Raw genomic sequence first — 22,322 nt, forward strand, 5'->3', positions numbered from 1 at the left:
AATAAGAGGATTGGAAGTTCCAATCCTTTTATTCCGTCTTAATTCATCTATAAGATTCGTATATTTCTAAAGTATTACCTTTTAAAATAAATACAATAAAATCATCTTTATTATCTTTATCCATATAAAAATATTTAGCTTCTTTGCTTAGTTTTTCTAGTACCTTTTCAGGATTACCATCAGATCTACTAATTTCCTTATGATTTATTTTATCTCTATCTTCCAATAGCATAATACCATCATAGGATATTCTAAAAGGTATCTCCTCATAGTTAAACCACTGAAAAGAATTATTTAATTTCTCTAAGTCTTCTTCATCATGGTAAATTACTTCATTAATTTCATCTCCATCACCGCCAAAACCCCCTCTAGTACTTCCTATGAGAGTTACTTTATCTGGTTTAGGTAATTTTATGTTCCAATTGGCTTCTAGGCATTCTGTATATGTTGGAAATATTATAGGTCTTACTTTAATATAAGTTAATAGTAAAATTATCGTAACTACACTCCCTAATAATGTAGCTAAAACTTTCTTATTCATTACTCCTCCTTATATTCCAATATATCACCAGGTTGACAATCCAAGGCCTTACATATAGCTTCTAATGTAGTAAATCTTATTGCCTTAGCCTTATTATTTTTTAAAATAGATAAGTTAGCCATGGTTATGCCAACTTTTTCTGAAAGTTCAGTAGCACTCATTTTTCTCTTAGCCATCATTACATCTACGTTAACAATTATCAATTAATCCACCTTCCTTATATAGTAAGATCATTTTCTTCTTGTAGTTCAATTCCATTATTTATAAGTTCTCTTACTACTGAAGAAATGATAAATACCATCATGGTAGCAAAAGTTATAACTATACAAATTAAATTCTTATATAAGAATATTGTTCCTGCTAAATAAGTAACAAAAGCTATGAATGAGCATATACTTATCACCTTTAGCGACTTTATACTCTCTTTACAAAAAGGACTTCCTTTTAATAGCTTTCCACTTAATTTCATTACTGAAATAAGTATTAATAAAAATGGTATATAAGTTATATATAAGAATATTTTTATTCCTCCGCCTATATCTAACCCAGCAGTAGATATATTACTAAGATACCAATTTACTATATTAGGTAATGTTGCTCCAGCTATTATAGTTATAACTACGGATAAAACTGATACAATATATAGTATCTTTCTAAATAACATATTTTTCAAATTTATCACCTCTAACCAAAGCTTATCACAAGAGGCTTTTTACGTCAATAAATATTTATTGTTATTCAATAAATATTTATATTACTTAAAAAGCTACCTCAAAATAATTCTGAGATAGCTTTTAACTTTATTCATATTTTATTTTAACCTAGTACCATTTTCATCTTGCTCTATAAGTCCTTTTTTCATCAGTGCCCCTAAAGATCTCTTAAAGGCATTCTTGCTAGCCTTAAAATATTTTTTTATATCATCTGGATTAGACTTATCATTAAATCTCATTGAACCTTGGTTCTTCTTTAAGTAGCTAAGAATAACCTCCTCTAATTCTCCCATTTCCTCAAGACGAGGTTTTCTTGTGGTGATTTGAATTTTACCATCATCAAAGTATTTCTTTACTCTAGCCTTTATTTTATCACCAATGGAAATGTCGTCATAACATTCACTTTTTAATATAATTCCTCTGAATGTATTGTCTATAGCTACAACTAAATTTCCATTAGAATGTTTTCCATAAACTACGCCTTCTACCTCTTCTCCAACATTATAATGAGTAGTATCATGTAAGTATCTATCTACTCTAGTTGTTGCAGCTATTCTGTTAGTTTTATCTACATATAGATAAAATAAATATTTTTTGTCTACTTCTAATTCAACGGGTGCTTCCCTAAATGGAACTAATACATCCCTTTCTATACCTATGCTAATAAAGTATCCTATTCCAGTCTTATCTACTACTTTTAAGTAAGCTAAATCTCCTACTTGAGCTTCTACTGGCTTCATAGTAGCTATAGGTCTATCCTTAGAGTCTCGATATACAAATACATCTACTTCATCCTCTACGTCTATTTCACCTACTATATTTCCCTTTGGTATTAGTATGTCTTCAGAAGTTGTCTTTCCCTCTGCATCTAAATAATATCCAAATTCACAACTTCTTGATACTTTAAGAGTATTAATTTTTCCTAATTCTATCATTTATTTTCTCCTATCCACTTTGAAAACTTTGCTTATATTTATAATTGACTCCAATCAACATATTTATTAAGCTTATCTACAAATTTTATTAAATATTTCTCTTCTAATTCTGTAAATGTGTTAAATTCATAACTATCTATATCTAGTACTCCATAAACCACATCATCTTTTATTATTGGAATTACTATTTCAGAATTTGATGCCGAATCACAGGCAATGTGTCCTTGAAAATCATGAACATTATCTATTCTTTGAATTTTCTTAGTTTCTACTGCTGTTCCACATACTCCTTTTCCTATAGCTATTCTATTACAAGCTGGTAAACCTTGAAATGGCCCTAAAACTAGCTCTTCATTTTTTACAAAGTAAAATCCACTCCAATTTAGTTTATCAAAAATAGCATATATAATCGCAGATGCATTAGAAATATTTGCATATATATCTTTTTCCGAACTTAACTGGCCTTCTAAGAGGATTAACATGTATTTATATTTTTCTTCTGTAGTCATTTTTTTTATTACATCTAACTTTATCAAAATTATCTCTCCTAGCATAATTTTATTATCTAAAACTACATAAAATTCAAATTGCTTATTATAAGACTAACTTATATTGTTTCAATAGCATTTATTTTACTCTTGAATTTCTTTATGCTCTCTTCCCATATTAACATAATGCTCAGCTGAAGACTTTATAGATTTAATTTCTTCTTCTGTTAACTCCCTTACCACCTTAGCTGGGCTTCCTATACATAATACTCCACTTGGGATTATTTTATTTTGAGTTACAAGGCTTCCTGCTCCTATAATTGTATTATCTCCAATTTCAGCTCCGTTTAGTATTATTGACCCCATTCCTACTAACACATTATTTCCTACATTACACCCATGAATTATGCAGTTATGACCTATGGTAACATCATCTCCTATCCTAGTTGATATTCCAAAATCATTATGTACTGTAGAATTTTCTTGAATGTTAGTATTTTTTCCTATAATGGTGGTATCCATATCACTTCTAATTACCACGCTATACCATACATTAGTATTTTCTCCTATAGTTACATCCCCTATTACCGTTGCATTTTCTGCTATAAAACATGTATCATCTATAATTGGTATATTTCCTTTAATTGCTTTTATCATTTTCCATCCATCCTTCATGCTTGAAATTTCCATAATTTTTATTCAACCATTTTAATTTCCTAAAACTATATGAACACATCAATAATTATTATCTTTTTATATAAGGTAATGATACCATAATTTAAAAGTCTATTGTGTAATAATTTATTTTTTCCTATTATTCTTCACGTAATTACTGAATTATGTATTTATTTTTCCATATGTATTATGAAATTATATTAAATTGTAATAAATTTTATAACTTTGTCATAAAATTTTATTAGTTAATCAGCTGAAGTGGTTAGGTTACTGAAATCTACTTAATTTAAGGCTATTTTCAGGTGTGAACAAGCACAGTTTAATGGAAATTTCAATAGTTGTATGAAAAAAAATTATATAATATAATACAACATATAGTGCAAAAGCACATTTCGGACACAATATATAGTATATGAAGTATTTAGGGGGTGACTTGCTAATCATAACAGTGTGATTAGCTTTTATAATGAAGAGTATTAACAATATAATAAAAAGATACTACACAAAAGAGTTAGAGACTAATAAAAATTTGACAGTATACGATTTATTCCAGTGGAAAAAAGTTGACGTAATTTTAAAAGACTATAAAAAAGGTACCATTCTCGTAGATATGAAGGACTTAGAATTTCCAATTCACTATTCACAAAATGCTTGTGATATAATCGCTTCTAAATATTTTAAAAGAGCCTTAGTACCTAATGAATTAGGTTATGAAAATAGTCTTAAAATGGTGGCACATAGATTAGTTAATTTTTGGTGCGAATCTCTAAAGGATGAAGGTTTAATAACTAATGATGAGGAGTTTACAATACTTTATGATGAATTAGTTTATTGCTTCTTAAATCAAATGTATGCACCAAATTCACCCCAATGGTTTAATACTGGATTAAAGCTTTCTTATGACATAGCTGGTGAACATCAAGGTCATTTTTATTATGATGAGAACTTAAAAAAAGTTGTTAAAAGCGTAGATAACTATACTAGAACTCAAGCTTCTGCTTGCTTTATTTTATCTATACAAGATAAACTTTTAGGACCTCATTCAATTTCTGAGCAATATGTAACAGAAACTAAACTATTTAAGGGTGGTTCTGGATGTGGAACTAACTATTCAACTCTCAGAGCTAAAGACGAAAAGCTTTCTGCTGGTGGAATTTCTTCAGGTGTTATGAGCTTTTTAAAGGGCTTTGATAGAAACGCCGGAACTATAAAATCTGGTGGTACTACAAGACGTGCAGCTAAAATGGTTTGTCTTGATATAGATCACCCAGAAATTAGAGAATTTATAAATTGGAAGGCTAGAGAAGAAGATAAAGTTCGTGCTTTAGGTAAAATGGGCTACGACGCTTCCTTTGAAGGTGAAGCTTATGAAACTGTATCTGGTCAAAACGGTAATAACTCTATAAGATTCAGCGATGAGTTTATGAAAAAAGTTGAGAATCTATCTGAAAACCCAGATGAAGTAATAACTTTAAAGGGAAGAATAGATGAAAAAATTAATAAGGAGGTTAAAGTGAGTGAGCTATGGGATGAATTCAACTTAGCTTCATGGCAATGTGCTGACCCAGCACCTCAATTTGATGATACCTTCAACGCTTGGCATACATGTCCCGGTGGTGAAGATGGAGACTTTGGTGCAAAGCATAATAGATTAAATTCTACTAACCCATGTGGTGAATATGCTTTCTTAGATGATACATCTTGTAACTTAGCTTCAATTAATATATATAAGTTCTATAACAAGGATAGTAAAGTATTTGATTTAGATGGATATGTTCATATGGTATCTTTACTACAACTTATGCTTGAATCTTCTGTTCACTGGGGTCAATTTCCAACAGAAGATATTGCAAGAAAAACATATATGTTTAGAACAACAGGTCTTGGAATTGCAAACCTAGCTTCGCTTCTTATGGTAATGGGTTATGCTTACGATTCAGAAGAAGCTAGACAATTAACTGCCTCCCTAATTGGAGTGCTTACTGGAGCTTCTTACGTTACTTCTGCCCTTATGGCTGAAAAAGTAGGATCATTCGAAAAATATGACATTAATAAAGATGCAATGCTTAGAGTAATAAGAAATCATGGAAGGGTTGCAGGAGCGCTAGATAGTGAATACGAAGACCTTCACTATAACCCTGTGGAAGTTAATCATGAAATTCTTAAGGCAGAAGGTAATACTGAGCTATCTGAACTTTTAAAAACTCTTTGGCAAGAAGCTATAGAGTATGGTGAGAAATTTGGATATAGAAATGCTCAAGTATCTGTAATAGCTCCAACTGGAACAATTTCATTTGCTATGGATTGTGGTGCTACTTCTATTGAACCATACTTCTCCCACTTTGTTTATAAAAAATTATCCGGTGGTGGATTTATGACTATAGTAAATCCAATTATAGAAGATGCCCTTGATAACCTTGGATATTCACAAGATGAAATTAAAGACATAGTAGATTATATTCTTAGAAAAGAAATGGTTAATGAAAATGGATATGAGTATGAAAAAATTATAGATGGTAAAATTGAAGGAGCTCCTCATCTTAAAGAAGAACATATTCACATTTTTGATACAGCAAACAAATGTGGAAGTGGTGAGAGATATATTAAGCCTATGGGACACGTTCTAATGATGGCTGCCATCACACCTCTTATATCTGGTTCAGTTTCTAAGACGGTAAACCTACCTAAAACAGCTACTGTAGATGACTTTAAAAAGGTCGTCCTTGATTCTTGGAACCTTGGGGTAAAAGGAATATCTCTTTATAGAGATGGATGCAAAGCTAGTCAACCTTTAAATACAGTTTTAGAAGAAGAAAATGATGCAGATTTAGAAAAGCTAACTTATGAAGAGCTTTTATCTAAAGCTAAAGAACTACAAAATCAGACTACTTCATCTACTGTATTTACTCGTGAAAAACCAATTGGTATTAGATTTGGAACTACTCATCCTGCTCAAATAGATGATGTTAAAATATACACTACAGTTAATAGAAGAACAAATGGGGAAATTTCTGAAATTTATATAACTACAGATAGAGAAGGAACTATAATAACTGGACTCTTAAATTCTCTTTCTAAATCTATTTCTGTAATGCTACAATATCATGTTCCTGCAGCAGATATTGCTAAAATGCTCAGAGGCCAAAAATATGAACCTTATGGATTTGTACAAAAACATCCTTACATTAAGCATGTTAGCTCCATCTCTGACTTAATCAGCAAAGTTATAGATATTGAGCTTGGTGACTATTCTCGTTGCCAAATCAAACCTAACCCTAAGGATATGGTAAAACCAACAATTCATCATAATGAAGTATCTACTACTTCTATTGACCATGGGAAATCAGAAATAAAAGGTGAGCGTATTTACTCCGAGGTTTGTTCAAACTGTTCAAGTACAAACTTAGTGAGAAATGGTACATGTAAGGTTTGTCAAGATTGTGGAACAACCACTGGATGTAGCTAAAATTATACATGATAACTAAAAAGCCAGGCAAATTATTGCCTGGCTTTTCCTTTGTTTATATACTACACTATTTACTTGACTTAAGTAATGAATTCACTTGTTCTGTCCAATATCCTACAAATTCTGCCATGGCCCATTCTGCCATAACTATCTCCTCATCACCATTTAAAGAAATAGTTAACTCTGGTGATTCACTGATTTTTCCATCTTCTATTTTATATCCATATAAACTTGATTTTGTCTTTATTATAGTCATATTTTTATTAGGGGATGACAATGCATCCTCTGCAGATGGAACCTGATTTTTGATTCCTTGCCATGATGTAAATAGCCTGTCATACCTAGCCACATTCTTAGATACTTTTAAAGGAATATTTATATTATTTTCAATACTTTCATCCTTTTTACTATGAACAGTATAAATCTGCCACCTTCCTTGATTTCTTTTGATAGAAACATCTGTAAACTTATTTATATCTTCTATATGAAGTCCTTGTGCTTCATTATTAAACTTAGTTATATTTTTCTGTTCACTAATATTTCCTAAGGAAACTGCTCCTTTACCTTCCATATTCATAGTATCAATTAAATATGTCCCTAACTTTTCCGCCCTATGATCTTCTCCTTCTTCATGAATTTTAATACTTATATAATCATTTCCTATAAAATTTATCTCTTTAGATACATTTATATTTGGTTCTTTACTTATCTTTAGATCCGCTTGCTTTTCAGATGGATTGCCACTTAAAAATACAAATTCTATATTATCCTTATAATTGTTTTCAATATATTCTCTATGAATTGAAACCTTAAAAAATCCATTTTTACGTGGTAAAAGTAGGAATGGAACCTCTTTACTATATATTTTTTTACCATCATAGGCTATCCAAAGAGTTTTATATGTAAATCCCTCATCAGTTTTATCTTTAATGCCTATTAATACTCCATTACTAATTTTCTCACTATCTGCTGTTTCATCTACACCAGTTTTTTCATTGATATTCTCCATAGGATTATTATCTATCTTTTCAAGATAAAGTAGAACATCGTCCTGTATTACTAATATACCTTTATCTATAACAATAACTTCCTTTAAATATGTATTTTTAGATGATATGGTTACAATTTCTACTTCCTTAGTATCTTTTAAATAATCAGGTATAAAACCTATAGTATTATAAATGTATTGTTCACCATTTACTACTTTAGCTTTATAAGTTATGTTCTTGTATGCCTTATCAAACATAAATACTTCTTCATTACTAAAACTCACTTTGCTGTCTAATAAATTACAATTAAATACTTCCTCTTCTGTAATTCCCACATAATTTTTAACTTGCCATTGTCCCTTTAAAATAGAATCATTATTCGGTTTCTTTACTTCTATGTTAAATTTATTACAACCAGTAAGAATAAGTGCTAACATAAAAGTTATCAGTATTCTTATTAATCTTTTCATCTCATATCTCCTCTAGGTAACATTATAATAACCTCTGTACCCTTTTGTAATTCACTATCTATCTTTAAAAGTCCGCCATGCTGAGTTATAATTTCTTCACATATAGAGAGTCCTATCCCATTGCTTGCATTTATATTTCTTCCCTTATAAAATTTTTCTTTAACATGAGGTAGTTCATCTTTAGAAATTCCATAGCCATAATCTTTAATTGATATAGTTAAATATTTTTCATCTTCTACTAGCTTAACTACTATTTTAGAATCATTAGGTGAAAACTTTATAGCATTATCTAAAATATTTATTAAAACCTGTTTCATTCTATTTTTATCAACTTCTATAGGCTTAACCTGTAGTTCTTCAAATATGACCTCTATTCCTCTAGACAGTAGTTTAGGTTCTAATTGTCTTAATATATCTTGAGTAAACTCACCTATACTTATCACTTCTTTTCTTAAAGTGATTTTACCTGAAATTAACTTTGAAAAGTCCAATAATTCTTCTACTAGATAAGTTAATCTTTCAACTTCTGACTCTATAATTTTAAGACCTTCTCTTACTTCTTCTTTATCTTCTAAATCTGAGGACTCTAACACAATGGCCCAGCCTTTAATAGAAGTTAGAGGTGTTCTAAGTTCATGGGATACAGATGATATAAATTCATTCTTTAGTCTTTCATTTTTTAGTATCTCCTCAGACATATAGTTTAGAGTATCAGCTAAGCTTCCTATCTCATCTTTAGAGTAATTTGGTATACTCTCTTTAAAGTTACCCTTAGCCATCTTTTCTGCTCCCACAGAGACTAGTTTTAAAGGCTTCATTATACTATTCGAAATAAATAAACTTATAGTAGAAGAAATGGAAATCACTAGTATACCTAATAAAATTATTATAAACAATATTTCCCTTATGCTTTTATCTATACCTTCAGTAGAGGCACTAAATCTCAATATTCCATCTACATCTGTGTCAAAAAAAAGTGGATATGCTACACAAATAATCTTTTCATTATTATTTTCATTTTGATATATATTTGCTTCTCCTCGAGTATCACCACTAGCTGCTGCTTTAACTTCTCGAGTTAATATTCTGTCCTTTGAAATATATCCTGAAGAATCCATCATAACATTGCCTTCTAAGTCTATTATTTGAACTCTACAATCCGTATTACTCCAAAATGTATCATTATCATTAAATATATTCTCTTTTACAGTATTGGAGGACAAGTATGTATTATAAAAATCTGATGATATCTTAATTTGACCATATATAGTATCCTCTAGATTGCTATAGTAATATCCTTTGATAGCTATGTAAACCATAATTTGAACAATAAATATGGTTATAGCTATTACAATTATATTACTGCTAGAAATCTTAGTTTTTAAGGATTTCACTTAATCTTCCCTCCACTTATATCCTGTTCCCCAAACAGTTTCAATATATTTAGGTTTAGATGAGTTATCTTCGATCTTACTTCTAATACGTCTTATATTTACATCAATTATTTTATTTTCTCCTATGTAATTATAGCCCCACACCATATCTAGAAGTTCATCTCTACTAAAGGCCTTGTTGGGATTTTCCATAAACATTTTTATAAGCATATATTCTTTAGGGGTTAATTCTATCTCTACTCCACTTTTGTATAGTACCTTACTATCTAAATCTATTTTAAAAGCTCCAGATATAATTTCTCTACTCTTAAGACCATTACCTAGTTCCATTCTTCTAAGTAAAGATTTAATAATAGCTATAAGCTCTAATGGGTTGAAGGGCTTTATAATATAGTGATCTGCACCAAACTCTAATCCCATAATTTTATCCCCATCCTGCGCTCTGGCAGTAAGCATTATTATTCCCATCTGTGGATAACTTTTCTTTAGAACTTCACATACTTTATATCCATCAATTCCAGGAAGCATTATATCAAGTATTACAATATCAGGGCTCTCTTTTGCAACTTCTTCAATACCAAGTTCTCCAGTTTCTGCTTCTACTACCTGGAAGCCCTCTCTCTTAAGGCTTATCTTTACAAACTTTCTTATATGTTCTTCATCTTCAATTAATAATATTTTCTTCATTATATTCACCTCTAATGTACAAAAGCACCAATAGTAAAATAAATTAACATCGGTGCTTCTTGTTCGTAATTCTTATTTTCTCTTTAACTATTATTCCTTATCATTACTTTCTTCATACTCTTCTACATCTACAATAGTAGAATCACTATAGTCTATATAAGATTCTGAGTTTGGAGTTACATTGGAACTATTGCTACCTTGTGGCCTTCCATTCTCATTAGAAGAATAAAATTCGTTGGTTTCCTTTTTCACCTTATATTTTAAGTACATTATACTAAGGGTTATTATAATTACAATCCCTAGAATAAGCCATAAAATTCCTTTGAATACAATTCCTAAAACTCCAAAAATCAATGGAGAAAATATAAATAACAGTATACATACAAATATAACTTTTATTAATGTTTTCATCTCAACACTATTCATAAATTCTAATTCCTTTCTATATGTATCAATTAAATAATTATATATTATCTGACTTTAAAATTATTATCTATTTTAAAGGTAAATTTAAAAGCCCCCGTTTACATTTAGTATTTCCCCTGTGATGTAGCTACTATCCTTACTAGCTAAAAATACAGCAGCTCTTCCCACTTCTGATACACTTCCAAATCTCCCCATGGGTATTTCCTCTGTTAATTCTACTCTTTCTTCCTCTTTCATCCACATGTTCATCTTAGTTTCGATAACACCTGGTGCTATGGCATTTACTCTTATATTACTTAATGCTAGTTCCTTAGCTAAGGCCTTTGTAAAGGAATTTATAGCTCCCTTTGATGCAGAATATAAAACTTCGCAGGCAGCTCCTTCACCTCCCCAAACTGATGATATATTAATAATGTTACCTTCTTTTCTTGAAATCATATGATTAACCACAGAGTTTGTAGTATTAAATACTGACTTAAAATTTACAGACATAATTTTATCAAAATCTTCTTCAGTGTCATCCATAAATAGTCCTATTTTAGAAATAGCTGCATTGTTTACTAATACATCCACTCTTCCCAATTTCTCTAGAGTATATTCTATTAATTCCTTAGAAAAGTTATAATTACTTACATCGCCTTTAAATAAAGTACAATAATTTCCCATGGAACTAATTTCATTTAAAGTCTCCCTTGCACTTTCATCATCGTTAAAATAGTTTAGTACTAATATTGCTCCTTCTTTAGCAAATTCTAAGGCTATTCCCTTACCTATACCTCTTGTTCCTCCTGTAATTACTACCACTTTTCCCTTTAATTTCATTTTCATACCTCTTAAAACTTCTTTAATTCCCATTGTAGTTATTTTAACATTTGTTTTTTTATAGCACTAGTTATATGTACTGAAAATAAATTAATTTAAATAAATGTTAATATATTTTACATTTACTTTAATTAGTTCATTTATTAACTATAAAATTAATTTATTTCTTGTATTTTTTATTATATTTAAATATAAATCCTCTTTATTATTATATCATAATATGGTATGATAATCATGATTTAATAGTAAAGGGGGGTCTTTTTCATGGCTTATAAAATAGTAGATACTTGCATCTCTTGTGGTGCTTGCGAATCTGAATGTCCAGTTAGCTGCATAAGTGCAGGAGATGGATTATACGTTATCGATGCTGATTCTTGTATCGAATGTGGTGCTTGTGCTAGCGTTTGCCCAGTTGGTGCTCCAGTTCAAGACTAATTGAAATAAAAAATAGATGTACAAGTTGTACATCTATTTTTTATTTTAATTTACTTATAGCATTAGTGTCTCTAATAAATATTAACCCATCAAAGGTATCTATAGGCTTTAATTTCATATAATAATCTTCTTCATACCCATTATAAAAAATAATGTTATGCATTAGTATTGAAGATGATAATATTTTTTTAACATCCTTATCCTGTGATGAAGATTTAAAATCTATAAAACTATTTGATATCTCTGTAAGGTTAAATATATTAGAAAACAATTGAGGATTTCCTTCTTCTATATTATAGATTTCATATTCACTACCTACACCACTACTGTTTATAGGATACGCTCCAAAGCTACCCTGATGAAATTCTAATGCTAATGAATAATATTTATCTTTATACATCTCCTTTAAATTATACCCCATGCTTTTATAATCCTTAGAAATATTGCTTATATGTTGATTTCCACTCCAAAGAACTATTTTATCATTTCCATTTTTACTCTCACGGTCTAGAATCCATTTAATGTTATCAGCTAATAATTTTCCTTCCATATTCAAAGCTTCTTTAATGTTATGTTCTGGTCCACTGTATATGGCTAATTCTATACTTTTCAGGATATTCTGAAGATATTTCGAAGCCTCTTCATATTTCTCTTCTGAGGTACTTTTTACAAGTTTCTCTTTATTTTCATTAAATATATTAACTAGAATTTCAACCTTTTCTTTTTCTCTTCTTAACTCACTTGTAGGTATATTTCTAACGGGTCTTCCTCTTACTTCATCCAATTCACCATCAAACTTCTTGTATAGATCTTCATCAATATCTCTTAAATAATTTATTACAAAATTTGAACTATCTTCAGCATTAGTAACTTGAATACCGTAAAACTTAATTTTTTCCTTATGATTAGAATCTTCATTATACTTTCTCATCCATTCTATTAACTCCAAAGACTCCACCGTTGACCAAGAATAACCTCCATTTATCTTTGTTTGTCTTACTATATTTTCAGCATTTCCTTCCCCATTCAATATATAATTATTAATTAATTCAGTTCTTCCAAAATCCACATCCATAGCAAAGGTTCTATACCCCATTTCCTCTACTAAAAATTCCAGCATACGATGCTTAATTTGAAAAAACTCTTTTGTTCCATAGGTTGCCCCACCTAAGGCTATAATTTGTTTATCCTTAAATATATCTTTAAATTCCTTTAAATCTTCAAAGCCATTGCCAACCTCCACAGTGTTTAAAGGAACTAATTTTTCTTTTATAATTTCAGCCTCCTCATTAGGACTAAGTTTTCCCCCAAATAATCCTACACATACTAGTCCGAGAATTATTATAACTGAAATTATTAATAATACCTTATTTCCTCTTTTCATCTTCATATACCCCCTAAATACCTATTTTCTCCCTTAACTCAACATTTTCAACTTATGGTTACATATATATTATAGCAAATTTTAGAAACATTTCAATATTTATCTAAGTCATCTTAGAGTAATGGACAGAATTTATAACTATATAGCATAAATACAATAAAAAATCAGTAAATCTCCCAATTGAAATTTACTGATTATATAATTAGTCTAGTATATTACCAAAGCCTTCCCCTAAAACCTCATGTACATTATGGGTTATGATAAAAGCACATGGATCCACTTCTTTTATAAAATTTCTAAGCTTAATAAACTCCTTTTTACCCATTACAGTTATTAAAACATCACTTTTTTCTAAATTGTACGCTCCTATAGCACGATAAATAGTAGCACTTCTACCTAGCTCTTCAATAATAAATTTTCTTATCTCTTCAGTTTTAGAACTCATTATTTCTATTCTCTTAGTTATATTAAGTCCATCTATAACAAAGTCTACCATGGAGCCATTTATTATAACACCAAGTAAAGCATACATTCCTGTAGTAGCTCCAAATGCTATAACTGCAAGTAAGGTTATACTAAAATCTATAATTAAAAGTCCTTTTCCAATTTCTAGATGAGCATATTTGTTTAATATTTTAGCAGGTATATCCGTTCCCCCTGTAGATGCATTCCTATTAAACACTATAGCCATACCTATAGCTCCAATTAATATACCAAAAATTAAATTTATAAGTATATCCTGTGAAATAGGTTTACTAATAGGTGCTACTTTTTCTAAAATGGATATTATTACTGAAAGCATAAGGCTAGAATATATAGTTTTTGTTCCAAATGCCTTTCCAATAAAAATAAAACCTATGACAAAGAAAAATATGTTCCCTATAAGCATTATAATACCAATACTAAGGTTAGGAATATAATGGTTTATTACCATAGCAAGCCCAGTAAGTCCTCCAGCTGCTAAATTGTGTGGAACTAGAAAAAAATGAATACCTATAGCTATTAAAATTAATCCAAAAGTTATTATAATATAATCTTTTATTTCCTTCTTCAAACCCATTCCTCCTTAATTCACCCTATTGATTTTTGTAAAAATATCTTATGTTTTTCAATTTTATGTTAACTCTCTTTATTTAATCATATATCAATAGATAAGTTATTACAATATCCCTCTTTTCCTTATATATGTTTTACTGTTTAAATACTTATATACGTAAAAAAACTACTACTATAAAATTTAACCGAACTTAATCAGAAAATTTCATAGTAGTAGCTTGTTCTTTATATTTACTTATAGTATTTTTCTTTACTTGCAATGAAATGTAGCACACTCTGTTTCTCTTGGCTTACATGCATGGTCTCCAGAAATACAAATTTCTGAAGCATCACATTTATGGTTTTCGTTATAAACACAATTGGTAGCTTCACATCCTACTACCATTTCTGGATTAGGTCTTTGATTACTATTTGACATAGCTCCACTTTTTTCTGCAAAACTATCACAACAAGTAGATGATTTATGAGTAGCTTCTCTTCCACCTACTTGAATAGAATCAATGCAGCAATAATAATCATTATTATATGCACAACTACATGCATCACATTTTAATTTAGTCATAAGAATGCCTCCTAAAGTTTATTTCAATAATATTGTTTCAATTTAGTAGGCAAATTATTCTTACATAATTTTATTGTTCTTTTACTTTATCTTTACAAATACGGAAAATTGAATTTCTGTAGACTCTATATGGTCATAATTTAAATCCTTACGACCAGAAAAGTTATCAATTTTTATTTTAATTTTAACTTTATCTGTTTCATCTTCAAATTGCATATCTTCTACAGGTATGGAGTTTGTTTTATTAACACCATATTTATCTATTATCCTATTAAAATACTCATTTAAATTTTTATTATATATCTGTTTACCTTTCTCTAATATCTTAAGTTCATTAGATGCTTTATTATAGTCAACTGTAATTCCATAAGAATTCTTATTAGCAGCACTTTGATAACTTATAATGTTAAAAAGGTAATCATAGTCCTTTATTTCTATAGGCTCTGATATTTCTTCACTTGTAAAATAAAAATGTTCATATCTACTTTCATAATTTAAATTAGAATAAGTTATTCCTAGTACCCTCTCTGTATCACTTATAGTAAAATTACCTGGCAAATATTTAATATCCTTTAATTCATGTTTTCTATTAAAATAATCCAAAATACTATTGAGCTCTATTTGATCATCTTTAGAAACTGGATCTATAGCTTTAACTATTTTACCATTTTCAATCATATTATTTTTTATAAGGAACTTTTCAAATCTTTTATTTTGACTATACTTAGATAAACTATAACTACTCAAAGGTCCACAAATTGATATAAAAGTAATTATAGCAAGAGATATTGGGAGTATAATATTTTTTACTTTCTTAATTATTGAGTAATATACCATTATTCCAAAGACCCAAATCCCTAGTGCTAAAACAAAATATCTATTTTCAGTTATTCCATAGGCATTAACTCTTATTCCCATAGAAATAAACATAAGTACTATAAGAGGAAGTATTGCTTTTGGAAACACCTTTACAAACTTGCTTACCCAAGGACTATTTTCCTTTACTGGTGAAGTTAAAAACAAGGTTCCTGCTGATATTACTCCATACCATAATACTAAATGAGAAACTAATCCTTCAGGCCACTGTCTAGTAATAATTATCTTAGCAAAATATATATATAAGATTATTGTGTATATAGAAATTAATGGCATAATTATATAAAGCATTAATATCTTAAACACCTTTGGATACTTTTCAACCTTTATAACTTCTTCCTTTTCTGGGATTCCTCCAAGAAAGAAGCATTGTGCAAAAACTCCTACGACTATAAGCCATGTATAATAATATATCTCATATTTAACTTCTATTCCTAAAAGATAATCTACGGTGAACAATATTGCTATTAGTCCTAAATATAAAACTATAGAATATAAAACTGTTGTAAAAAATCTTCCTAAAACCTTTATTACATACATCTCAAAACTTCCATCCTTATAGATATATGGAGTAAAAAAGAACCCTGTAATAAATATTATAATAAGACCAACATATCTAGTAACCTGAACCATATTTAAATCTTCAAGACAAAAATATCCGTAGACTGCTAAACAAATAGCTGCAATAATATAAATTAAATATTTAAACTTCTCATTAGTTTTATTTCTTCTTTCAAAATATAATTCAATGCAAATATATACTGGAATACCAAGTACTAAAGTCATCACAACACGTCTTAATTCCTCGTCACTTCCAATACTTTCTCCCATATATATTAAAGTTATAACTGCAGCTATAGATAAAAATATGGGTATAGGAAATCTTTTTACTGAATCTTTTATAGAATTTTTCCATCCATTTACCAAAGTTTTAATATGCAATAATATGCCCCCCTTTATTATAAAATTATTTTTCTATGTTTTATAATTACCTTTAGATAACTATTTATGTATCACTGTAAATTACACCCATTATACCATATCACCTAAATTAAAACATTCATCTATTACACATAATATTATCATATATGTAAAGAATATTCCTATTAAATATAAAGGAGGTGACCTTTAGTTTGAAGCCCATTGCTTCTACTAAAGAACTTAATGTTTATTCCTAAAAGAATATTATTTGAAAAAGGATCCTTGGATTATGAAATAGGCAAAAATATTTATAACACTTTTAAGGATAATAAAAATATAGAAATAATAAAATTAACTTCTAATAAGATTAAAGAGCGAATTCCTGGTGAAAATTTGCATAGTTTTTATCGTGAAGGTAAGAATACCCTAGTTGTGGGTATAAAAAAAAGAAGTAAATTTCAATCCTGTAAACCTTCTGCTAATTGGCAGTTACCCCTAGTGTCCGGTTGTATTGCCCATTGTCAATATTGTTACTTAAATACAAATCTAGGGGATAAACCTTATATAAAGATTAATGTAAATATAGATGATATTCTAAATCAAGCAAATGAATATATTAAAGAAAGATTACCTTCCAAAACTTTATTTGAAGGTTCTGCCACCTCTGATCCTATACCTATAGAACCTTATACTAATAGTTTAAAAAAAGCTATAGAATTCTTTGCTAATAGCGATCATGGACTATTTCGTTTTGTTACAAAGTTTAATGATGTTGATAGTCTATTAGATATAGATCACAAGGGACATACAGAAATTCGATTTACTTTAAATACAGATAAAGTAATCAGTGACTTTGAAAATAGAGCCGCTTCTATAGATAAAAGAATAGAAGCTAGTGTAAAGGTGGCTAATGCTGGGTATCCTATAGGTTTTATTATTGCGCCAGTATTTCTTTACGATGGTTGGAAAAATGATTATAAACATCTTTTATTAAACCTTAAGGATAAGCTTCCTGATAACTTAACTACTCCTGTTACCTTTGAAATAATATCTCATAGGTATACTCCTAGAGCAAAAAATATAATTCTAGAAGTATTTCCTGAAACAACACTTCCTATGGAGGACGAAGAAAGAAAATATAAATATGGACAATTTGGATATGGTAAATATGTATATACAAAAGAGCAGCTAGACGAGATGAAAGAATTTTTTAGTTCAGAAATTGACTCTATATTTAATAATAAAGTTATAAAATATATAATATAGTGTTAAATGCAAATGCCAAGCTATATTCCCTTATATAACTTGGCTTCTTTAATGTTATAAAATTGTTTTTATATCTTTTGATTTATTCTATGTTTATATATTATTTAATTAATTTCAGCAAATTCTTCTAAGGTTATTCCATCATTATAAATCTTTTCTGACATTTCACTACCCACATATCTCACATGCCAAGGTTCATAATTATATCCTGTTATATCTTCCTTTCCCGACTCATATCTTACTATAAATCCATATTTATATGCATTATTAGCTATCCAATTAGCTTCTGGACATCCTTCAGATATCCATCCAGAACTAGTTGCTAAATCCATAGCTTCGCCTAGTTGATGCTCACTTGCTCCAGGCTTTGCTACATATTTATCTGAATAAGATTTTCCTTGGGTTTCCACATTATATTCATATAAGTTTTTTTGTGTTTTATAAGATCTATAGCCTGATAAACCATATAAGTAGACCCCCTCCTTTGAAGCAGCATCTACCAGTTCCTCTAAAGCCTTAGCAGACTCCTTTGTCATATATCTTTCTTCTTCTGTGGATTCTGGTAAGAATTCTATATCTACTTGAACTAAATCCTTTGGCTTATAATCTGATGTTAAAGCATAATTTTTATTTACTACTACTTTGTCATAATCATTAATAATAAAATATCCCTCTGATTTCAAATGAAATTTATTGATCAAATAATTTGTAGTACACATACCTAATATAACTATTACTAGTAACTTCAATATAAATCTTCTTGCTTTTCTGACCTTTTTCTTTTTTCCCATAAGACCATCTCCTTAAGTTCATACACTTATTTTAAACCTTATGAGATTATTATTTATTACTTAAAGCTTACAAATTTATTACTTATTTATTAAGACATGAAATTTAAACTATTCTCCTTCTTTAGTAAACCATCCTCTACTATTATTAGCTATTCTAACAAGTGTAAGCATCACAGGAACTTCTACCAATACACCTACCACTGTAGCTAATGCAGCACCTGATTGTAATCCAAATAATGAAATTGCTACTGCTACTGCTAATTCAAAAAAGTTACTTGCTCCAATCATTCCTGCTGGTGCTGCTATAGAATGTGGCAACTTCCAAAGTTTTGCCCAAATATAAGCTATTCCAAATATAAGGAAGGTTTGAATTATAAGCGGTACTGCAATTAATACTATATGAACAGGATTATTTAAAATAGTATCACCTTGGAAGGAGAATAATATAATCAAAGTCAGTAATAATCCTATTATAGTCACATTATCAAACTTCTTTAAAAATACATTATTAAAATAATCTATACCTTTGTTTTTAATTATTAGTGTTCTAGTTATAAATCCAAGTACTAGTGGTATAACTACAAATAATATTGTTGATAATACAAGAGTTTCCATAGGTATAACTACATCTCCAACCCCTAGTAAAAAAGCTACAATAGGAGCAAAGGCAATTAAAATAATCAAGTCATTAACTGCTACCTGAACTAGAGTATATGAAGGATCCCCTTTAGTTAAGTGACTCCAAACAAATACCATAGCTGTACATGGTGCAGCTCCTAAAAGCACTGCTCCAGCTAAATACTCCTTAGCAAGTTCTGGTGCTATTATACCCTTAAATACTATAAAGAAGAAAAATGCTGATATAGCATACATTGTAAAAGGTTTAATAAGCCAATTAGTTGTACAAGTAACTATAAGTCCCTTTGGTTTTCTAGTGGCATTAATTATACTTCCAAAATCAATCTTTAACATCATAGGGTATATCATTAACCATATAAGTATAGCCACCGGTATTGACACATTATAATACTCAAAGTTATTTAGAGTATTAGGTATCATAGGCAAAAACTGACCAACCAATATTCCCACTACAATACAAAGGGCAACCCATAGAGTTAAGTATCTTTCAAAAACACCTAATCCTTTTCCACTATTTTCTTTTTTATTACCCATAAGATAAACCTCCTATAATTTAATTTCTTCATTTTTTATTCTCTTAGCTAAATTCTTAATTTTTTCTTCAATAATTTTAGCAGTTTTAATAAATTCTTCATCGGACTTTCCAGTTGGATCCTCTAATCCCCAATCCTCTATATGCTTTCCTGGTAAAATAGGACAGACAACATTACAACCCATTTTAATAACTATATCTACTTCAGGTATATCTCCTAGCAGTTTAGATTTCTGAGTCTCATTCATATCAATGCTATATAGCTCATTTATTATTCTAACCGCATCTTGATTTATTGTAGGTCTTAGCTGGGTCCCTGCAGAATAACTTTCAAAAACCTCTCCTTCATATAATTTTCCTAAGGCCTCCGCCATTTGAGATCTACAAGAATTGTGAACACATATAAATGCCACTCTTGGTTTCATATTAACTCCTCCATTCATAACTAATTAGTGTAAAGTTTTTTACACTTTTTTTATAAATATCTATATCTAACATGGATTTAATCACATTTACACTTCTCTTTTTCTTTGCAAATACACTCCTCTGTATCTGTTGTAACACTTGTTAAAAACAATATTAATTTATTACAATTAGTATTATTTAAAGAATAATGACTCCACAGTCCATCCTTTCTACTCTCAACAAGACCACAATCCATCAATACCTTCATATGATGGGAAAGAGTTGGTTGTGTAAAATCAAAATGTTCTAGAATATCACATGCACATCTTTCACCACAGGATAATATGTCTACTATTTTTAACCTATTTGGATCAGATAATGCTTTTATAATTTTTGCATTTTCTTCATAATTCATTTTAACGCCCCCCTATATAGATAACTGTCTATATTTATAATATAGACCATCATCTATATAGTGTCAATATGCTTATTTAATTTTTCTCCCTGTGCTACATTTATTCTTAACTATGTAGAGTGATATATTTGTATAATTAAAAATAAGTAACTAAATTTAATATCTAGTTACTTATTCTAAAACTTTTACTATATAGATTTTTTTATTAACTCTACTATTTGTTTAGTAGATAAAACTTGTCCCATAGCCTTTGGTTTACCATTTATCATGAGTGTAGGAGTAGTCATAACTCCTAATGAAATAATATCTACTAAAGATTCCACCTTAGTTACATCTGCCTCTATACCTAACTCCTTTAAAGCTTCCAAAGTATTATCATAAATTTTAGTGCATTTAGAGCACCCTTCTCCTAAAACCTTAATTTCCATATGAACTCCTCCTTAAATTTAAAACTTTAATTTTTAAGTTCCATCTTTTCTCCTACAATATTACTCCAATTATTAATTATAGGCTTTATTATATTAGGTCCTATTTTAGATATAAACACTAGTTGTGAAACTTCCTTTGGTTCACATGGCTTATAATCTATATTTTTTCCTACTACATCTATTTGTTGCCATCCATCATTTAAGTTAAAGAAGCCTTTTATTCTATAGCTATCCTTCTTTATAGAATTTAAGAATTCCTCCATTTTATTTTTGCTCACAACACTACTGAAATTCATAGTTAAGCTTTTAGGCTTATTTTCCACAGTATTTGTAGACTCTTCTCCTTCAGCCCACTGATTTAATAATAAATCCTTATCTAAAAAGTCCATACTAAACTCTCCAAAGGAACAAGTTTCTATATCACACTTTGGATTTACCTGTCTAACTTCTTTAATTACGTTCTTTAGCTCTTCCTCTTCAATTAAATCTACTTTATTTATAATAGCCATGTGACAATGCTTTAATTGACGATTAACTGTTTCTAAATCTTCTAATTGCTCTCTAAAATTCATTCCATCGATTAAGCATAATACTCCCTTTAAATCATAGGTTGCTTCAGGTGATAAAACCTTTACACCTTTAAGTATCTCTTCTATATTAGATGGATCTGCTAGGCCTGAGCTCTCTACAAAGACATACTCTAAATCCTGTTTACTCATGTCAGCTAAAGCTTGAGCAAAGGATATTTTTAAACATGAGCAGAAGATAGACCCCCTATTAATCTCTACCATCTCAATATTATCCCTTTTAAGTATAGTTCCATCTATGCCTAGCTTCCCAAATTCATTTTGTATAACTCCAACCTTATTGCTCTTTAACACATCTAATAGCCTTAAAAGTACCGTAGTTTTACCTGAACCTAAAAATCCAGTTAACACATATAAACTAATTTTTTTCTCCATGATTTTCCCTCCTGTAAATTAATAATATAAAGAAATATCCTTAG

General features: G+C 29.3%; 24 protein-coding genes. 3 read left to right on the forward strand and 21 right to left on the reverse strand.

Annotated elements, in window-relative coordinates; all coding sequences use genetic code 11:
- Positions 1-43: 43 nt before the first annotated feature.
- The 6 genes from ACTNBA_RS11200 to ACTNBA_RS11225 all read right to left on the reverse strand — a co-directional run bounded on the left by ACTNBA_RS11200 (position 44) and on the right by ACTNBA_RS11225 (position 3,334).
- Positions 44-541, reverse strand: a complete 498-nt coding sequence (locus ACTNBA_RS11200) for a hypothetical protein (protein WP_441074104.1) — start codon at positions 539-541, stop codon at positions 44-46.
- Positions 541-720, reverse strand: coding sequence for a helix-turn-helix domain-containing protein (locus ACTNBA_RS11205; RefSeq protein ID WP_035133168.1), 180 nt, complete (start codon positions 718-720; stop codon positions 541-543). The genes ACTNBA_RS11200 and ACTNBA_RS11205 overlap by 1 nt, the downstream gene beginning before the upstream one ends.
- 38 nt (positions 721-758) lie before the next feature.
- Complete coding sequence (locus tag ACTNBA_RS11210) at positions 759-1,205, reverse strand: DUF2975 domain-containing protein (RefSeq protein WP_346879563.1); 447 nt, start codon at positions 1,203-1,205, stop codon at positions 759-761.
- A 147-nt stretch (positions 1,206-1,352) separates the two neighbouring features.
- Positions 1,353-2,189, reverse strand: coding sequence for a CvfB family protein (locus ACTNBA_RS11215; RefSeq protein WP_441074105.1), 837 nt, complete (start codon positions 2,187-2,189; stop codon positions 1,353-1,355).
- A 38-nt stretch (positions 2,190-2,227) separates the two neighbouring features.
- Positions 2,228-2,725: a free L-methionine (R)-S-oxide reductase MsrC gene (gene msrC, locus ACTNBA_RS11220; RefSeq protein ID WP_441074106.1), complete on the reverse strand. Its 498-nt coding sequence runs from the start codon at positions 2,723-2,725 to the stop codon at positions 2,228-2,230.
- A 96-nt stretch (positions 2,726-2,821) separates the two neighbouring features.
- The gene (locus ACTNBA_RS11225; RefSeq protein ID WP_441074191.1) at positions 2,822-3,334 is read right to left on the reverse strand and encodes a gamma carbonic anhydrase family protein; all 513 of its coding nucleotides are present in this window, start codon (positions 3,332-3,334) and stop codon (positions 2,822-2,824) included.
- 484 nt (positions 3,335-3,818) lie between these two features.
- Between ACTNBA_RS11225 and ACTNBA_RS11230 the strand changes: the two genes are divergently transcribed.
- Positions 3,819-6,818, forward strand: a complete 3,000-nt coding sequence (locus ACTNBA_RS11230; RefSeq protein ID WP_441074108.1) for a vitamin B12-dependent ribonucleotide reductase — start codon at positions 3,819-3,821, stop codon at positions 6,816-6,818.
- Positions 6,819-6,885: 67 nt separating this feature from the next.
- On the opposite strand, the gene ACTNBA_RS11235 is transcribed toward ACTNBA_RS11230, so the two are convergent.
- The 5 genes from ACTNBA_RS11235 to ymfI form a co-directional block, all read right to left on the reverse strand.
- Positions 6,886-8,277 (reverse strand): hypothetical protein, encoded by a 1,392-nt coding sequence (locus tag ACTNBA_RS11235; RefSeq protein WP_441074109.1) that lies wholly within the window; start codon positions 8,275-8,277, stop codon positions 6,886-6,888.
- Positions 8,274-9,671: a HAMP domain-containing sensor histidine kinase gene (locus ACTNBA_RS11240; RefSeq protein ID WP_441074110.1), complete on the reverse strand. Its 1,398-nt coding sequence runs from the start codon at positions 9,669-9,671 to the stop codon at positions 8,274-8,276. The genes ACTNBA_RS11235 and ACTNBA_RS11240 overlap by 4 nt, the downstream gene beginning before the upstream one ends.
- Entirely contained in the window at positions 9,672-10,358 is a 687-nt protein-coding gene (locus ACTNBA_RS11245) for a response regulator transcription factor (RefSeq protein ID WP_441074111.1), read from the reverse strand.
- Between the two features lie 90 nt (positions 10,359-10,448).
- A complete protein-coding gene (locus ACTNBA_RS11250; RefSeq protein WP_441074112.1) occupies positions 10,449-10,784 on the reverse strand; it encodes a hypothetical protein in 336 nt (111 codons plus the stop codon).
- Positions 10,785-10,868: 84 nt separating this feature from the next.
- Complete coding sequence (gene ymfI, locus ACTNBA_RS11255; RefSeq protein WP_441074114.1) at positions 10,869-11,606, reverse strand: elongation factor P 5-aminopentanone reductase; 738 nt, start codon at positions 11,604-11,606, stop codon at positions 10,869-10,871.
- Positions 11,607-11,870: 264 nt separating this feature from the next.
- Here ymfI and fdxA point away from each other — a divergent pair, with 264 nt between their 5' ends.
- Positions 11,871-12,041 carry a 4Fe-4S ferredoxin gene (gene fdxA, locus ACTNBA_RS11260; protein ID WP_035133140.1) on the forward strand — a complete coding sequence of 57 codons (171 nt, stop codon included), beginning with the start codon at positions 11,871-11,873 and terminating at the stop codon, positions 12,039-12,041.
- Positions 12,042-12,081: 40 nt separating this feature from the next.
- Here the strand turns inward: fdxA and ACTNBA_RS11265 are convergent, their stop codons facing one another.
- The 4 genes from ACTNBA_RS11265 to ACTNBA_RS11280 all read right to left on the reverse strand — a co-directional run bounded on the left by ACTNBA_RS11265 (position 12,082) and on the right by ACTNBA_RS11280 (position 16,861).
- Positions 12,082-13,425, reverse strand: coding sequence for an erythromycin esterase family protein (locus ACTNBA_RS11265; protein WP_441074115.1), 1,344 nt, complete (start codon positions 13,423-13,425; stop codon positions 12,082-12,084).
- Positions 13,426-13,627: 202 nt separating this feature from the next.
- Entirely contained in the window at positions 13,628-14,485 is an 858-nt protein-coding gene (locus tag ACTNBA_RS11270) for a YitT family protein (protein WP_035133145.1), read from the reverse strand.
- A 246-nt stretch (positions 14,486-14,731) separates the two neighbouring features.
- The gene (locus ACTNBA_RS11275) at positions 14,732-15,043 is read right to left on the reverse strand and encodes a DUF1540 domain-containing protein (protein ID WP_150846074.1); all 312 of its coding nucleotides are present in this window, start codon (positions 15,041-15,043) and stop codon (positions 14,732-14,734) included.
- 81 nt (positions 15,044-15,124) lie between these two features.
- The gene (locus ACTNBA_RS11280) at positions 15,125-16,861 is read right to left on the reverse strand and encodes a DUF4153 domain-containing protein (protein ID WP_441074116.1); all 1,737 of its coding nucleotides are present in this window, start codon (positions 16,859-16,861) and stop codon (positions 15,125-15,127) included.
- A 222-nt stretch (positions 16,862-17,083) separates the two neighbouring features.
- Between ACTNBA_RS11280 and splB the strand changes: the two genes are divergently transcribed.
- A complete protein-coding gene (gene splB / locus ACTNBA_RS11285) occupies positions 17,084-18,106 on the forward strand; it encodes a spore photoproduct lyase (RefSeq protein ID WP_441074194.1) in 1,023 nt (340 codons plus the stop codon).
- Between the two features lie 104 nt (positions 18,107-18,210).
- On the opposite strand, the gene ACTNBA_RS11290 is transcribed toward splB, so the two are convergent.
- From ACTNBA_RS11290 to ACTNBA_RS11315, 6 genes are all read right to left on the reverse strand, one after another.
- The gene (locus ACTNBA_RS11290) at positions 18,211-18,897 is read right to left on the reverse strand and encodes a M15 family metallopeptidase (protein WP_441074119.1); all 687 of its coding nucleotides are present in this window, start codon (positions 18,895-18,897) and stop codon (positions 18,211-18,213) included.
- A 108-nt stretch (positions 18,898-19,005) separates the two neighbouring features.
- Positions 19,006-20,070, reverse strand: a complete 1,065-nt coding sequence (gene arsB, locus ACTNBA_RS11295) for an ACR3 family arsenite efflux transporter (RefSeq protein WP_441074121.1) — start codon at positions 20,068-20,070, stop codon at positions 19,006-19,008.
- A 12-nt stretch (positions 20,071-20,082) separates the two neighbouring features.
- Positions 20,083-20,493: an arsenate reductase ArsC gene (locus ACTNBA_RS11300; protein WP_441074123.1), complete on the reverse strand. Its 411-nt coding sequence runs from the start codon at positions 20,491-20,493 to the stop codon at positions 20,083-20,085.
- Positions 20,494-20,570: 77 nt separating this feature from the next.
- Positions 20,571-20,888: an ArsR/SmtB family transcription factor gene (locus ACTNBA_RS11305; protein WP_441074125.1), complete on the reverse strand. Its 318-nt coding sequence runs from the start codon at positions 20,886-20,888 to the stop codon at positions 20,571-20,573.
- A 188-nt stretch (positions 20,889-21,076) separates the two neighbouring features.
- Complete coding sequence (locus ACTNBA_RS11310) at positions 21,077-21,316, reverse strand: thioredoxin family protein (RefSeq protein ID WP_441074127.1); 240 nt, start codon at positions 21,314-21,316, stop codon at positions 21,077-21,079.
- 26 nt (positions 21,317-21,342) lie between these two features.
- Positions 21,343-22,278 carry a CobW family GTP-binding protein gene (locus tag ACTNBA_RS11315; protein WP_441074129.1) on the reverse strand — a complete coding sequence of 312 codons (936 nt, stop codon included), beginning with the start codon at positions 22,276-22,278 and terminating at the stop codon, positions 21,343-21,345.
- Positions 22,279-22,322 lie beyond the last annotated feature (44 nt).

Source organism: Clostridium sulfidigenes (assembly GCF_052067195.1).
Taxonomy (GTDB): Bacteria; Bacillota; Clostridia; order Clostridiales; family Clostridiaceae; genus Clostridium_J; species Clostridium_J sulfidigenes.

Excerpts from the sequence above, each read along its gene's own strand:
- ACTNBA_RS11235 (WP_441074109.1), bottom strand. The coding sequence starts at position 8,277 with ATGAAAAGATTAATAAGAATACTGATAACTTTTATGTTAGCACTTATT.
- ACTNBA_RS11275 (WP_150846074.1), bottom strand. The coding sequence starts at position 15,043 with ATGACTAAATTAAAATGTGATGCATGTAGTTGTGCATATAATAATGAT.
- ACTNBA_RS11225 (WP_441074191.1), bottom strand. The coding sequence starts at position 3,334 with ATGATAAAAGCAATTAAAGGAAATATACCAATTATAGATGATACATGT.
- ymfI (WP_441074114.1), bottom strand. The coding sequence starts at position 11,606 with ATGAAATTAAAGGGAAAAGTGGTAGTAATTACAGGAGGAACAAGAGGT.
- ACTNBA_RS11290 (WP_441074119.1), bottom strand. The coding sequence starts at position 18,897 with ATGGGAAAAAAGAAAAAGGTCAGAAAAGCAAGAAGATTTATATTGAAG.
- ACTNBA_RS11250 (WP_441074112.1), bottom strand. The coding sequence starts at position 10,784 with ATGAATAGTGTTGAGATGAAAACATTAATAAAAGTTATATTTGTATGT.
- ACTNBA_RS11210 (WP_346879563.1), bottom strand. The coding sequence starts at position 1,205 with ATGTTATTTAGAAAGATACTATATATTGTATCAGTTTTATCCGTAGTT.
- ACTNBA_RS11200 (WP_441074104.1), bottom strand. The coding sequence starts at position 541 with ATGAATAAGAAAGTTTTAGCTACATTATTAGGGAGTGTAGTTACGATA.
- ACTNBA_RS11265 (WP_441074115.1), bottom strand. The coding sequence starts at position 13,425 with ATGAAAAGAGGAAATAAGGTATTATTAATAATTTCAGTTATAATAATT.
- ACTNBA_RS11205 (WP_035133168.1), bottom strand. The coding sequence starts at position 720 with ATGATGGCTAAGAGAAAAATGAGTGCTACTGAACTTTCAGAAAAAGTT.
- ACTNBA_RS11300 (WP_441074123.1), bottom strand. The coding sequence starts at position 20,493 with ATGAAACCAAGAGTGGCATTTATATGTGTTCACAATTCTTGTAGATCT.
- ACTNBA_RS11315 (WP_441074129.1), bottom strand. The coding sequence starts at position 22,278 with ATGGAGAAAAAAATTAGTTTATATGTGTTAACTGGATTTTTAGGTTCA.
- ACTNBA_RS11305 (WP_441074125.1), bottom strand. The coding sequence starts at position 20,888 with ATGAATTATGAAGAAAATGCAAAAATTATAAAAGCATTATCTGATCCA.
- ACTNBA_RS11270 (WP_035133145.1), bottom strand. The coding sequence starts at position 14,485 with ATGGGTTTGAAGAAGGAAATAAAAGATTATATTATAATAACTTTTGGA.
- arsB (WP_441074121.1), bottom strand. The coding sequence starts at position 20,070 with ATGGGTAATAAAAAAGAAAATAGTGGAAAAGGATTAGGTGTTTTTGAA.
- ACTNBA_RS11230 (WP_441074108.1), top strand. The coding sequence starts at position 3,819 with ATGAAGAGTATTAACAATATAATAAAAAGATACTACACAAAAGAGTTA.
- fdxA (WP_035133140.1), top strand. The coding sequence starts at position 11,871 with ATGGCTTATAAAATAGTAGATACTTGCATCTCTTGTGGTGCTTGCGAA.
- ACTNBA_RS11310 (WP_441074127.1), bottom strand. The coding sequence starts at position 21,316 with ATGGAAATTAAGGTTTTAGGAGAAGGGTGCTCTAAATGCACTAAAATT.
- ACTNBA_RS11215 (WP_441074105.1), bottom strand. The coding sequence starts at position 2,189 with ATGATAGAATTAGGAAAAATTAATACTCTTAAAGTATCAAGAAGTTGT.
- ACTNBA_RS11245 (WP_441074111.1), bottom strand. The coding sequence starts at position 10,358 with ATGAAGAAAATATTATTAATTGAAGATGAAGAACATATAAGAAAGTTT.
- splB (WP_441074194.1), top strand. The coding sequence starts at position 17,084 with ATGTTTATTCCTAAAAGAATATTATTTGAAAAAGGATCCTTGGATTAT.